Annotated in this window: 11 protein-coding genes, 9 tRNA genes and 1 other RNA gene; 16 read left to right on the top strand and 5 right to left on the bottom strand. The window is 25.8% G+C overall.

Annotated features, from left to right (window positions below):
• Window positions 1-14: 14 nt before the first annotated feature.
• Window positions 15-161: a hypothetical protein gene (locus AACK96_RS06830; protein ID WP_338973430.1), complete on the bottom strand. Its 147-nt coding sequence runs from the start codon at window positions 159-161 to the stop codon at window positions 15-17.
• A gap of 48 nt (window positions 162-209) precedes the next feature.
• Complete coding sequence (locus AACK96_RS06825; RefSeq protein ID WP_338973510.1) at window positions 210-452, bottom strand: hypothetical protein; 243 nt, start codon at window positions 450-452, stop codon at window positions 210-212.
• Between the two features lie 938 nt (window positions 453-1390).
• Here AACK96_RS06825 and AACK96_RS06820 point away from each other — a divergent pair.
• The 4 genes from AACK96_RS06820 to AACK96_RS06805 all read left to right on the top strand — a co-directional run bounded on the left by AACK96_RS06820 (window position 1391) and on the right by AACK96_RS06805 (window position 6801).
• Window positions 1391-3202: a hypothetical protein gene (locus AACK96_RS06820; protein ID WP_338974057.1), complete on the top strand. Its 1812-nt coding sequence runs from the start codon at window positions 1391-1393 to the stop codon at window positions 3200-3202.
• A gap of 365 nt (window positions 3203-3567) precedes the next feature.
• Window positions 3568-3831: a preprotein translocase subunit SecG gene (gene secG / locus AACK96_RS06815; protein ID WP_174480339.1), complete on the top strand. Its 264-nt coding sequence runs from the start codon at window positions 3568-3570 to the stop codon at window positions 3829-3831.
• Window positions 3832-3937: 106 nt separating this feature from the next.
• Window positions 3938-6214: a ribonuclease R gene (rnr, locus tag AACK96_RS06810; protein ID WP_338974056.1), complete on the top strand. Its 2277-nt coding sequence runs from the start codon at window positions 3938-3940 to the stop codon at window positions 6212-6214.
• Entirely contained in the window at window positions 6187-6801 is a 615-nt protein-coding gene (locus AACK96_RS06805) for a hypothetical protein (RefSeq protein WP_338974055.1), read from the top strand. The genes rnr and AACK96_RS06805 overlap by 28 nt, the downstream gene beginning before the upstream one ends.
• Here AACK96_RS06805 and AACK96_RS06800 read toward each other — a convergent pair whose 3' ends face one another.
• The gene (locus tag AACK96_RS06800; protein WP_338974053.1) at window positions 6802-7194 is read right to left on the bottom strand and encodes a hypothetical protein; all 393 of its coding nucleotides are present in this window, start codon (window positions 7192-7194) and stop codon (window positions 6802-6804) included.
• A gap of 276 nt (window positions 7195-7470) precedes the next feature.
• Between AACK96_RS06800 and smpB the strand changes: the two genes are divergently transcribed.
• The gene (gene smpB / locus AACK96_RS06795; protein WP_338961046.1) at window positions 7471-7902 is read left to right on the top strand and encodes an SsrA-binding protein; all 432 of its coding nucleotides are present in this window, start codon (window positions 7471-7473) and stop codon (window positions 7900-7902) included.
• A gap of 149 nt (window positions 7903-8051) precedes the next feature.
• Here smpB and AACK96_RS06790 read toward each other — a convergent pair whose 3' ends face one another.
• Entirely contained in the window at window positions 8052-8486 is a 435-nt protein-coding gene (locus tag AACK96_RS06790; RefSeq protein WP_338974051.1) for a hypothetical protein, read from the bottom strand.
• Between the two features lie 6 nt (window positions 8487-8492).
• Window positions 8493-9616, bottom strand: a protein-coding gene (locus AACK96_RS06785; RefSeq protein ID WP_338973306.1) for an IS3 family transposase whose coding sequence is annotated in 2 segments (ribosomal slippage) — window positions 8493-9373 and window positions 9373-9616 — 1125 coding nt in all. Because the reading frame shifts where the segments join, the coding sequence is not laid out codon by codon here.
• Between the two features lie 356 nt (window positions 9617-9972).
• Between AACK96_RS06785 and ssrA the strand changes: the two genes are divergently transcribed.
• From ssrA to AACK96_RS06730, 11 genes are all read left to right on the top strand, one after another.
• Window positions 9973-10389, top strand: a transfer-messenger RNA (tmRNA) gene (gene ssrA, locus AACK96_RS06780).
• A gap of 196 nt (window positions 10390-10585) precedes the next feature.
• Window positions 10586-10661, top strand: a tRNA-Cys gene (locus AACK96_RS06775).
• Window positions 10662-10768: 107 nt separating this feature from the next.
• Window positions 10769-10845, top strand: a tRNA-Arg gene (locus AACK96_RS06770).
• 1 nt (window position 10846) lies between these two features.
• Window positions 10847-10923: transfer RNA gene (locus AACK96_RS06765), tRNA-Pro, on the top strand.
• Window positions 10924-10936: 13 nt separating this feature from the next.
• A tRNA-Ala gene (locus AACK96_RS06760) sits at window positions 10937-11012 on the top strand.
• Between the two features lie 34 nt (window positions 11013-11046).
• Window positions 11047-11123, top strand: a tRNA-Met gene (locus AACK96_RS06755).
• Window positions 11124-11130: 7 nt separating this feature from the next.
• Window positions 11131-11207, top strand: a tRNA-Ile gene (locus tag AACK96_RS06750).
• Between the two features lie 13 nt (window positions 11208-11220).
• Window positions 11221-11310, top strand: a tRNA-Ser gene (locus tag AACK96_RS06745).
• A gap of 21 nt (window positions 11311-11331) precedes the next feature.
• A tRNA-Met gene (locus AACK96_RS06740) sits at window positions 11332-11406 on the top strand.
• 1 nt (window position 11407) lies between these two features.
• Window positions 11408-11483, top strand: a tRNA-Asp gene (locus AACK96_RS06735).
• Between the two features lie 231 nt (window positions 11484-11714).
• On the top strand, window positions 11715-13697 hold the full coding sequence (locus tag AACK96_RS06730) for a hypothetical protein (protein WP_338974050.1): 1983 nt from the start codon (window positions 11715-11717) through the stop codon (window positions 13695-13697).
• Window positions 13698-13917 lie beyond the last annotated feature (220 nt).

Raw genomic sequence — 13917 nt, 5'->3', positions numbered from 1 at the left:
TTTATACCTCCTACTTAACTTATTTTTAAAATACAGTCATAACAAATTGCTTTACCATTTTTGTCTCTTAAAAATTTTTTTCTTGTTTTAATATCACTAGTAGTAAAGAATAAATAATATAATTGTTTTTGTTTACATGTTCAGCAAAAATAATTTTTCATTTAATATTCCTTTTCTAATATGTTCTTTTTTAAATTCTATTTGCATAATTAATCACTTCTACATCAATCACAAACATATCCAAATGGTTTTGTATAATCCAAATGTTCATCAATATCATAATCATCTTCAAATTTTCTAATATCATGTTGTTCTGCTTCTAATTCTGTTTTAAAGCGATAAAGCATTTGGATTTTGTCATCTTCATATAATTCATTACATTCAACACATCTTTTTCTTCTTTTTTTATCAATCTTTCTTAGTGCTTCATAATCAAGAATTTCTATTACCATAATAATCCTTTCCTAATATGTTCTGTTGCTTCTAGCATAAAGAACATATATTTTGTTTTTTATATTATTAATAATACTACTATTAGTTTTATTCATTCCATGAAAACTGGGCTCAAAAATAAATTGTGAAATTTTAAAAAGAAATCGAGGCATTCGATTCAATATTTATTTAATTTGCGTTTAACAAATTAATACTTTAATTGAACCGGCACCGCTCAATTTTTTTTACAAGTTTGAAATTTATTTTCTCGCCCAAAAAAAATTTTCAAAAAAAAATAAAAAATAAAACCAACACTTGCTCACTGGGGGGTGGCAAGGTTGGTTAAATAAAGAATAGAATTAATACAATAGGTCCCTACAACAGGTCTATATATACTAGTTTCCAATTCGCTCCCACCCCAAGAATTACCATTAATGGTTAGTATATTTTATTAGGTATCACTCCACTTTTTATTTATCCATGCAAGTCCACATGTTCTAGCTACTATTTTTAACAACTGTGTTGTAGTTCACTTTTTTAGTTCCCTAACACGTGTTGATAATAGCGTTAAAGACGGTTATTAAAAATTTTAAAATTTTACAATTACAAAAAAAAGACAAGATTTTTATTCTCGTCTTTTGTCATTTATTTTTAATTCAAGGGTAAAAAAAGAAAGGAGCTATTTTTAAAACTTTTTAGTTATCGACATCTTCGACACGCTCCCAAAATAAAAAAATCCAAATAAATGAATGACTACTTAAAAACTCAAATCAATATTGAAATGTTGATGAAAATATTAATGATATAAATCAATATGTTGTGTTTTTTCTAATTATCAAAGAATATATTTTAAATTTCTAAAACCCCGATATTTTTATATCAAATCTGTTTTATTTCATAAATCATATAAAATGATTACACTATGAAAAATTTAAAGATTTAAAGAGAGGGTTATATTATGAAAAAGAAAATTATTAAAACAATCATTGCATCAACTGCATTAACTAGTGGTATTCCTGCTGAAAGTGGTACTTTAACTAAAATAGAAACTGAAATAGAAAATGAATTAGAAGAAAAAGATGAAAGAGTAAATTCTACAAAAAAAAGAGTTAAAAGGCAAACTCCACCAAGTTTACAAAAAACAATGACAACAATTAATATTGGTCAAATTGAATCGAATGATAAACAACATATTATTCAAAGATTAAGAGAAATTAATCATCCAATTTTATCTAGAGAAGATTTTTTAGAAAATATTGAATTTGAAAACATTACAAATATTAATGCAACAGTGCATGCTGGTATTAACATTTACGATCAAAATCCCGCAAGAAATATTCCAAAAAATTTAAATTTTACTATTAACTTTACACCTCAAAGATTAACATTATCAAGTATTCTTATTAGAACTGAGTTAGGAGAATTGTTAGATAATGCACCATTAACAATAATAGAGAGACTAAATTTTTTAAATCCCGATTTGCATTTACGTTATCCTAGTTTTACAAATAGACATCCTATAGGCATAAATAATTTTCAAATTTTATCAGAAAATGTTTATGATTTTCAACAGAATAATCCTCATATTGTTTTTGATAGTGATTTAAATGTAACTTTTACTATTAATGAACAAAGCGTAAGATTATCAACTTTACTTAGAAATACTAATTTAGGACAAATTAGACGTAATGATCCGAGTACTATTATGGAGAGATTATGAGAATTAAATCCTGATTTAGTTTTTCATTTCGATTTTGCGGCTGGTATAGACTTCTCTCCATTTTTAACTTCAACTACATTAATAATTCCATTATCACATATGTTTCGTCCAAACAGTATAATATTTACACAAAATTTGAATATTATTTATGATTGTGATTTTAGTGTTACTTTTACTACCCTTGAAGATATATCAAATTATAGACCAAGTAATTCGCACACCACTACAACAACAACCCCTTCACCTTCAGCAGGTGGAAGCGCTGTTTTGCCATCAACATCTGAACAATCTTTTAACATTGGAACTAGTTCTAGAAATAGAAATCAACACAGTAATCAAAGTACAGACTCTAGAACAAATCAGAAACCAAAGTGTGATATTTTAAAAACACAAATTATTGATCAAAAATTATTAGATATTTATCACGCCACATCTACAGAAAGTAAAAATAATGCAAGAAAAAAACTAACAGAAATTTATGGACAACATTTTACTGATGCTAGTTGAGCACAATTTGAAAAAATTGTTGAATTGCATAAATACGGAATCGTTTTTATAACACCTAATAAAAATGAATATTTATTAAAAGGTCTAGCCACTACCACAACTATGAGTATTCCACCTGCATATAAAGTTGTTAAATGAATAAGTTCTCCACAAGCTACAACAGTAGTTGAAACAGAAGAAGCGGTGCCTTTATTAGAAGTTGGTGAGGAAGGAGCCATTGCTATTGGCGAAGAGGTTGTTGAAGGTGGTGCATCTGTTATGATTGAAGGAGGACCTATTGGATGAGTTGTGGGTGGAGTAATTATAGTTGGTGGAATAGCATATTTAGCGTATAATTGATCCCATGCTCATAATGCTGATATCAATTCCCATAATCAATATAATAAAATAGAAAAATATTACGTACCTTTAGACAATAAAACTCCACAATATACAGAATCAAGCAAAATTAAATTAGGTATTAGTAATGATATGTGAATAAGATTAGCAGAAATTTATCAAGATAATAAAGATGACTATCAACTTTTTGAAAAAAAATTTTAAGTGAAATTACTAAATTTCCGCAATTTATAGGAACCTTAGCAAATAGTTTAAGTGATAGTAATTTAAAAAATTTAGTTAAAGTTATGTATAATAATTTTTCAGAAATAAACATTTTTTATATGATGACAAATCAACATGGATGAAAGATTGTAACAAATACTGTTGGAAATTACTTAGAAATTGAACCAGAATAAAGTTAATAAATTTTTCCTATAAAAGAATTATAAAACATAACATATTAGGCTTATTTCATAATTAAAATTTTAATTTTGGAATAAGTCATAATAATAATTATGAAATTTTTTTTATTTTTAGTAAAATTAAGTGTAATATTAATAATATTATAAAGAAGTGGAAGTGACAAAATGAGTCAAAACATTATTTTTGCTTTTGAAATTATTGCCTTAATTATCGCTATATTATTAGTAATTTTAGGTTTATTACAAGGTAAAAAAAATCATAATGGACTTGGTGCTTTAAGTGGGGGTAATCAAGAATTATTTGCTAGTACTAAAGAACGTGGTTGAAGTAAGTTATTTTCTATTGCCACTTTAGTATTAGGTATATCGTTATTTACTATGGCAATAATAGTAAGAATTCTTATTAATACTATTGGAGTTATAAATTAATGATAATTATTTTATAAAAAGGTACACTAAAATGTGCCTTTTTATAAATTTTAAAAGATAGATTATAATTAATTATATAATTAGGATAAAGTTGGGATTGATTGAAATGAAGCAAGAGATTATTAATGAGTTACAAAATAGTATTACACCTTTATCAACGGTTGATTTAACAGTGAAACTTAATATTACTAATCATCATCAACAGCAAGAACTTATTGCTGATTTAGAAGAATTGAAAAATAGTGAAATTATTTTGGAAAATAAAGAACAACAATTTTATATGCTAAAAAATAATAATTTATTTATTGGCAAAATTCAAATTACTAAAAAAGGATTTGGATTTGTTAAATTATTAAATAGTGAAGAAGAATATTACGTTAATATAAAAAACATAAATAATGCGTTAAATAATGATGAAGTATTATGTAAGTTAGTAAAAATTAATAATCAGAATGATGAGGCTGTAGTATTAAAAATTATTAAACGTGATACTAATCTTCTTGTTGGTACTATTATTGTTAATGCAGATACGAAAGTAAAAACATTATTAATTCAAAATGCAAAGTTACAACAGTATGAAGTTAATATTTTAAACCCCGATAAAGCGTTAGAAAATAATATTGTTGTTGCAAAAATTAAAAATTTTGAACAAAATATTTTTAATGTTACTATTACTAAAATCTTGGGTAATATTAATGATCCTGGTGTTGATATTTTAGCTGTTATTTATGAAATTGGTATTAAAGCACAATTTGATGTTGAAACATTAACAGCAACAGATAAGGTGCCATTAACAGTTTTAGAATCAGATAAAATTGGTCGTATTGATTTGACTAAAGAGTTATTAGTTACAATTGATGGTAAAGATGCTAAAGATTTTGATGATGCTATTTGTGTTACTAAACTAGTTAATGGTAATTATCGTTTAATTGTAGCTATTGCTGATGTTAGTCATTATGTAACAGAAAATAGTCCTTTAGATGAAGAGGCATTTACTCGTGGTACATCTGTTTACTTAGCAGATCGTGTTATTCCTATGTTACCAACGCAGTTATCAAATGGTATTTGTTCTTTAAATGAACAAGTAGAACGTTTATGTATGGTTTGTGATATGGAAATTGATAAGAATGGTTTAACAGTAAAACATAAAATTTATCAGGCATTTATGAAATCAGCAAGAAGAATGAATTATGAGGAAGTAAATGATGGATATAATGGTAAAAATCCAAATTTTATTAAAACACATCCACAAATTTGAGAAATGTTACTAAAAGCAAAAGAATTGCACCAAATTTTATGAAAGTTTAAACAAGATGCTGGAGTAATTGATTTTGAAATTAATGAAGCAAAAACAATTATTAACGATAATGGAGAAGTAACTGATATTATTTTAAGAACTCGTGATATCGCTGAAAAATTAATTGAAAGTTTTATGATTAGAGCTAATGAAGTAGTTACTAAAACTGTATTTGATATGAAATTACCTTTTATTTATCGTGTTCATGAACATCCTCGTTCTAAAAAAATGCATCAAATGGTTACAATTCTGAAATTAATGGGTATTAAATTAAATCCAAAAATCACAAATATTAGTTCAAAAGATTTACAATTATTATTAAATTCTTTAAAACAATTACCAACATTTCAAGTTTTATCAACTTTATTATTAAGAAGTATGGAAAAAGCACAGTATACTAATAAATGTATTGGCCATTTTGGACTTGCTAGTGATTATTATACACATTTTACTTCGCCAATTAGACGTTATCCCGATTTAATAGTTCATCGTTTATTGCGTCAATATATAGTTAAAAGAGAAATAAATGCTAAAATAATTGAGAAATATCAAAGTTTTACTAATTGAGCTGCTGAGCAATCTAGTAATATGGAATTAAAAGCATTAGAGTGTGAACGAGCTGTAGATCAAATGAAAAAAGCAGAATACATGATGCAATTTATTGGTCATAAATTTGAAGGTATAATTTCTAGTGTAACTGGTTTTGGATTATTTGTTGAGTTAGATAATACAATTGAGGGTTTAATTAGAATTGCAGACATGACTGATGATTATTATATTTTTAATGAAAAAGCAATGATTTTGTTTGGTGAAAGAAAACGAAAACAGTATGCTCTTTGTCAAAAGGTCAGTGTTCTTGTAAAAAGTGCAAATAAAGTTGCTAGAACTATTGATTTTATTTTAGAAGAAAATGGTCAGCAAAATAAAAACCGTGATAAAAATAATAATAATCAATCATCAAAAATGTATAAAGCAAATAATTTTAAATATAGAAAAAAGATAAAACTAAATGGTAAAGTTAAAAAAAATAAAAGTGAAAAGAAAAATGGAGTAAAAAAATGAAAATACAAGGGCAAAAAAGATTAATTCAACAAAGCAATCTTAACATTGAATGCTATTATTATAATTATTTTAAATCACCAGGTTTAAAACAATATCCGGATTTATTATGAGTTAATGAAGATTATAACTTAATTAAGCAAGTAAATATTGAACAAAATATTGTAATAAGATTAGCAACTAATTTATTTGAAGTTGGTCAAAAATTTAATTTGTTTGAAAATTTAGATTATTTTATTATGATGCCAAAAAAACCTACTTCAGTTAGTAGTTTAGAATTAGTAATAATTGAATTAGTTAAAATTATTAAAAAAAAATTAAATTATAAAATATTATTTATTAATAATATTTTCCAAGTTGATAACTACCGTAAATTTTGAGAAAATAAATTAAAAGTTAGCGAAAGACAAATGGAAATTACTAATAAGATTCATTTATTACCTAAATATATTAATTTTTTTAATAAAAAAAACATTATTATTATTGATGATATAGTTGCCTCAGGGATTTCTATTGCCCAAACTATTTTAGAAATTATCAATAATAACAATGATTTTAAAATTAAAGCTTTGTGTTATGGTTCAGTTTATAATTGAGAAGAAATTTATAAATAGTTAAAAGAGTTTCCTAATTTTTCTCTTTTTTTCTTCTAATGAGTCTGATTCAGATATATTATAAGAATCTTCAATATTATTTATAAATGCATAATTAATTTCAGCATTAATTTGATTTTTAGCAATAAGTTTTAAGATAAAATCAGCAGTATCTGCTTCTAAAGCAAATGTGTAAATTTCAAATTCATCTTCATTAATAATTTCCGTTTTAGTAGAAATTTTTAAAATATGATTTTGTTCATCAATAATAATTTTACAAACCTCAAGTTTTTTACCAGTTAAAATTTTATAAATAATTACTTTATCATTATTATTTTTATCAAAACCCAAATCGCCTTGATAAAATTGACTATTTTTTACTGTTGTTGCTTTAGTATTTAACTCTCCTGCCATGTCCTTAGACTCCTTTCAGTTGTTTATTAATATATAAAATTAACAAAAACCCGTAAAACAAATATAAAATCTATTTCTTGGGTCGCTATACAACAAATATTAATTTTATGTTTAATTTTACATTAATCATTGCTAGAAAAACTATTGATTAATCTAACCTTCATTAGATTATAGCATGTTCTTAATAAAAAACAAATTTAAGTAAGTATTTCGGTATTTATGAAATTATTATTATATAATCTAATTATAAAGTTTATGAAAATAATGGTGGAAACAATGAAAATAATTGCAAAAAATAAAAAAGCGTACTTTAATTATGAATTATTAGAAAAATTAGAAGTGGGAATTGTTTTGACTGGTTCTGAAATTAAATCAATTCGTTTAGGTAATGTATCTTTACAGGATAGTTATGTAACTTTTAGTAATAATGAAGCTTATATTATTAATATGAACATTAATACTTATAAATTTACTACTAGTTATATACTTGATCCATTAAGAAAAAGAAAATTACTTTTAAATGCTCGTGAAATTAAAAAAATTCAACAAGAACAAAAGCAAAAAAACTTAACTGTTGTTCCAACAATGATATATTTAAATAGTAAAAGTAGAGCAAAGTTAGAAATAGCATTGGCTCGTGGTAAAAAAAATTATGATAAAAGAGAGACGATTAAAAATCGTGATGCAGTAAGACAAATCAAAAAATAATAATTTAATTAAGAAAGGAAAAAAACTATGATAATATGATTACCTTTCTTAATAATCTTTTGTTTATTTACAAGTTTTTATTTATTTTTTCTTTTTAAGCAAAAGATAAATAAGTGACAATGATTATTTATTAGTTATTATTTTTTTCTTTATCTTGGTATTAATAGTTTAAAAGCTATTAATAATTTTTTAGTTTTATCATTAACTAATTTAGTAACTGAAGCAATTAGTATTACAGTGATTATTTCGCTTACTGTAATTATTTTTGCTATACCAGCTACTTTTTTTACTGCAAAATTTAAAAAAAGAAAGTTGTATATTTGATGAATGCATAGTTGACTTTTGGTTACTTGCTGTTTAGTTTTAATTGTACCAAATTTATGATCTTTGATTTTGTTAAATATTGCGTTAGGAATGAGTACTGCATCATTGGGAGTTCATGAATTAATGTTCAATGAACAATATTTTGTAAAATCACATGCTTTTTTAACTTTTACTATACTTATTGTTCCGGGATTATTGGCAAGTTTAATTATTATACCAATTAATATGCTTACGTTTAATATTTCAACTTGGAATGGCAACCCTTTTTAGGACTGTTTTTTGGTAGACACTTGTTTTTGATAATTAACTGGAGTTAGGTAGTTTAAGGTGCTGTGAATTCTTATGTTGTTGTATCAATTGATATAATCAAATAATTCTAATTTTAATTTGATTAATGATGTAAAATTTTTATCATTAATAAATTCAGTTTTGAAAGTTTTAAAAGTTGCTTCAGCAACAGCATTGTCATAAGGACAGCCTTTTTTGCTTAAAGATCGAGTTATGTTGAATGCTAATAAAAGTTTATCAATAGTTTTATTATTAAATTCGTTACCGCGATCGCTATGAAATATTTCAATATCTTTTAAACAGCGATTTGAGTGCATAAATGCTTGATATACTAATGATGCATCTTTTTTAGTACCTACACTATGTCCAATAATTTCGCGGTTAAATAGGTCTATTAATAAGCAAATATAGTTTCACTTACCATTAACTTGAACATAAGTTAAATCACTAACAATAACTTCATTTTTAATTTTATTATTAAAGTTTCTATTAACAAGATTGGTAATTTGACTATCATTGACTTTATTATGATGATTTTTGAATGATAATTTAGTGTATTTTGATATTAAATTATGCTTATTCATAATTTGTTTAATTTTTCTGCGTGATAAATAAATTTCTTGGTTTGCTAGTATGACTTTTAATCTTCTAGTACCATAAACTTCTTTATTTTCTTTAAAAGCACTAATAACAGCTTCATCATAAATATTATTTTGATTTTTATTTTTTTTCTTTAAATTAAAATAATATGTTGATTTAGAGAGTTTTAAAAAACGACACATTGTGCGAATTTTATATTTAGATTTATTATTTGCAATAATTTCTATTTTCTGCCTATTATTAGTGCTGCTTGCTTTAAAATATCATTTTCCATTCGTAATTGTTTTAATTCTTTATTTGCTTGAATTAATTGTTTTTCTAAATCAGAAAGATTATCTTTGGTTTTAAAACTGCCTGAATTAGTAAATTGCTTAATTCATTTATAAGTAGCCGCTCTTGTAACGTTATATTCTTTAACAAGACAAGATACTGACTTGCCACTTTGATATAAAGCTACTATTTGTTTTTTAAATTCATCTGAATATGAGTTAATATTGGCCATAATTATTTTCCTTTCTTTTAACTAATTTGTGAACTTGTCTACGTAATTAGTGTCCAATAAAGTGTAACCCATCCACAAGATATTTCGGGTTGAGATGTTTCAAATGTAATAACTATGCATTCTATGTTTGCTGGTGCAATAATGTTTGATCAAAATTTATCACAATGAAATGTTTCAAAAGTAATAATTCATGATAATTTTGTGCTATTAATTCTCGAATTAGTAATAGCATTGATAAATTGCCAAATTTTAATTTTTAGATTTTATAATTTATGATGAAAATTTGAAAGAATTATTAGTAATTTTTAAGAAAACCAAAAATTGCTTTATATTAGAAAGTAATGTATAATATTAACGGGGATGTTCTGGTTTCGACAGGAGTGAACAACTAATTGTGGCAGTGGTTTGGTAGACCATAATACTACGAGGTTTCATAACCGGAAAACAAACTAAAACCGTAGTACCTAACTGATTCACAACAAAGTTAAACAACTTTGGATTTAGTTTAGGAAATCAAGCAGTTTTACCTGCTTAATTACTTAAGAAGTAAATACTACCGTTGCTAATAGCAAGTTTATCAATATTAGTAACGTATCATAAGGATAAACTAGAAAAAATGATGTTAATAAATTTTTTCGAATTTCCATTAACTAGCTATTCATAATTTCGTATAATTTATTATTAAATAGTGATTTTTCTAAATTATACTAAACTGTAGATACAGTTAGTCAGTTAACTTTTGGACGCGGGTTCGATCCCCGCCATCTCCACCATAAATTAAATGCACAATTGTGCTTTTTTTATTATTTAATTTAATAATTAATTATAAATAACTTTATAAGATTTTAATTAGTGAAATAAATAATAAAAAAATATTTAATATTTTATGAATAATATTGTAAAACAAGTTGCAAATAGTAACTAGTCTTGGTAATATTGAAAAGTCTTTAAATTTTTTTAATTATATTTGGAGCCGTGGCCAAGTGGTTTAAGGCATAAGTCTGCAAAACTTTGATCGTCGGTTCGAATCCGATCGGCTCCTCCAAAATATTAATAATATTTGCAAATATACTTGTAAATATTACTTTTAATAAGTTATAATTGATTAGGTTTAATGATTTAATGAGTTACTATAAATTTTAGTAATTAAATGCGCCTGTAGATCAATTGGATAGATCGTTTGACTACGGATCAAAAGGTTGTGGGTTCAAGTCCTGCCAGGCGCACCATCGGGATGTGGCTCAGCTTGGTAGAGCGCTCGGTTTGGGACCGAGAGGTCGCAGGTTCGAATCCTGTCTTCCCGACCATTATTAAAAACAAGGGCCCTTAGCTCATTTGGTAGAGCGCCTGCCTTGCACGCAGGAGGTGGTCGGTTCGATCCCGATAGGGTCCACCATTTATATATCGGTTTAAACATTTAAACTAAAACTGGCGAGGTAGCTCAGTTGATTAGAGCGTTCGGTTCATACCCGAGAGGCCATGGGTTTGAGTCCCATCCCCGCTACCATAGTCTAGGACCCTTAGCTTAGTTGGTTAAAGCTCCCGGCTCATAACCGGGCGAGCATTGGTTCGAATCCGATAGGGTCCACCATACTTAAATACTCGGAGGCTTACCCAAGTCCGGTTGAAGGGAACAGTCTTGAAAACTGTCAGTGCGCAAGTGCTCGAGGGTTCGAATCCCTCAGCCTCCTCCATTATTATTAAATTTTATACATCGCGGAGTGGGGAAGTGGTATCCCGTCGGGCTCATAATCCGAAGATCATTGGTTCAAATCCAGTCTCCGCAACCACGGTCTTGTGGTAAAGTGGTTAATACGCCTCCCTGTCACGGAGGAGATCGCGGGTTCGATTCCCGTCAAGACCGCCATTTAGAAAATAAAACATAAGTAGTATTAATTTAGAGAGTAAGTAAAAGGTCTTACTCTTTTTTTATTGTTATAATTAATAATTATTTTATTCATTATGGAAGAAAGTTTTTGATTGATTAAGTAAATTAAAAATATTAAAATACACGTATAATTTAAATAATCGATATAATTTTATTTAAATTTAACTATTACTTTATAATAGTTTTTAATTTTTAAAAGGGAGCAAAAATATGCCAAACAATTTATTAAACTTTAATAACTCATCTCCAAGTATCATAAGTAGCAATAATGTTGAGACATTGATACCAGTGAATAATGGATTAACATTAGAAAATGGTATCAATGAACCAATTTTAAAAAATATATTATCATTAAATTTTTTATACAATATTGAAATGGGTTCTAAAGAACAACTGCAGTTACTAACGGCAGAACAAATACAAGAATTTACCCAAAAACATATTAAAATGTTTAATAAAAAACAAATTCAAGCATTTACAGCCAAACAAATACCACATTTCACAAAAGCACAAATTCAAGCATTTACTTTACAACAAGTTTCATGATTTACTAAAAAGCAGAATTCATGATTTACTAAAAAACAACTTGCAACCTTTACACCAGCACAAGTTTTAAAGTTTAAGAATAAAAAAATCAAAAAAATAATTCAAAGAGAACAATTTCAAACATTTACATTAAAACCGATAAAAGTAACTTCATTAAGTTTAAATAGAAAAAAACGTTCGACTCGTTCGAACTTAGAAATGTATACTAGTCACCAAATTCAATTATTAACAAAAAAACAAATTTCAGAATTTACACCAGAACAAATACCAAAATTTGAACCAGAACAAATTCAATCATTTACACCAGAACAAATTCAAGCATTATGACTAAAACAAATTCGAGAATTTACAGAAAAACAAATTCAATCATTATCATTAGAACAAATACAAATATTCAGTCGTGCAGACATTGATTCTTTTACATCTGATCAAATTTCATGATTTGCACCAGAACAAATACCAAAATTTGAACGAGAACAAATTCAAGCACTTACAGAAAAACAAATTCAAGGACTAACACTAAAACAAATTCAATCATTTACAGAAGAACAAATTCAAGCATTTAGTCCAAAACAAATTTTATGATTTGCACCATGACAGATTAGATTATTTACATCTGATCAAATTTCATGATTTAGATCAAGTCAGATTGTAGAATTTACTAAAAACCAAATTCAAGCATTTAGTCCAAAACAAATTTCATGATTTAGACCAAGTCAGATTACAGATTTTACTAAAAAACAATTTTTATGATTTACACCAAGTCAGATTACAGATTTTACTAAACTACAAATTCAATCATTATCATTAGAACAAATACAAATATTCAGTCGTGCATATATTGATTCTTTTACATCTGACCAAATTTCATGATTTACACCAAGTCAGATTACACAATTTACAACTGAACAAATTCGAGAATTTACAGAAAAACAAATTCAATCATTTACACCAGAACAAATTCAATCATTCACTCCTGACCAAATTTCATGATTTAATCAAGAACAAATTTTAAATTTTACAGAAAAACAAATTCATTTTTTGACAGCAGAACAACGAAAAATTTTTGAGGGAAAAATAAATAAGTATTTTAATAGCACAACAGTTGCTTCAACAACAGTAAAACAAGTTGAAGAATTTAATTCAAAACCAATGCAATTATTATCAAAATCAGAAATTCAATCATTATCATTAGAACAAATTTTGTTATTAACTCCAATACAAAAAGCAGAACTGTCAGAACAACAAATTTCATGATTTAATCAAGAACAATTGGCAACATTTAAATTAGAGTCAGAGCAAGTTGAAAACAATAAATTAGTTTCAATGTCTTTTTGAATTTTACCTATTTTACCTCTTTGTTTAGTTGGAGGCTTAATAGGTTTTATTTTTAAAAAAATTAGAACTAATTTTAAATCAAATAATAACTTAGAAAGAAATAATGCAAATAAATCACAAGAATTAATAAATATAAATAATGAAGAAGAAATATTAATTATGGATAATATTGAATTACAATCTGTATGTGATGAAAATATAGAAAGTTTAAATAATGAAGTTGATAAGTGAAAACAAATAAATTCAATAGATTTATCAGATTATCAATCAAAATTAGCAACTGCAAGTATTTCTGGACACTCCATATAATCAAAAAAATATTTAAACAATACTATATTATTAAAATAAACAATAATTATTGAAAATTATTGTTTATTTTTCATATTACTTGTAGTTAAAAATAGATATTATTAATTATGTTTGTATTTATTTTAAAATAATAATTTAATTATTTTATAGATTTAAAATTTGGATATAAGTTAACTATATAGTTTTTAAATAAAATGCATTATAATTATTTTATAGGATG

It is taken from the genome of Spiroplasma endosymbiont of Tricholauxania praeusta, assembly GCF_964019535.1.
Lineage (GTDB): Bacteria > Bacillota_I > Bacilli_A > Mycoplasmatales > VBWQ01 > Spiroplasma_E > Spiroplasma_E ixodetis_A.
This window is presented reverse-complemented; position numbering and strand designations above follow the sequence as displayed.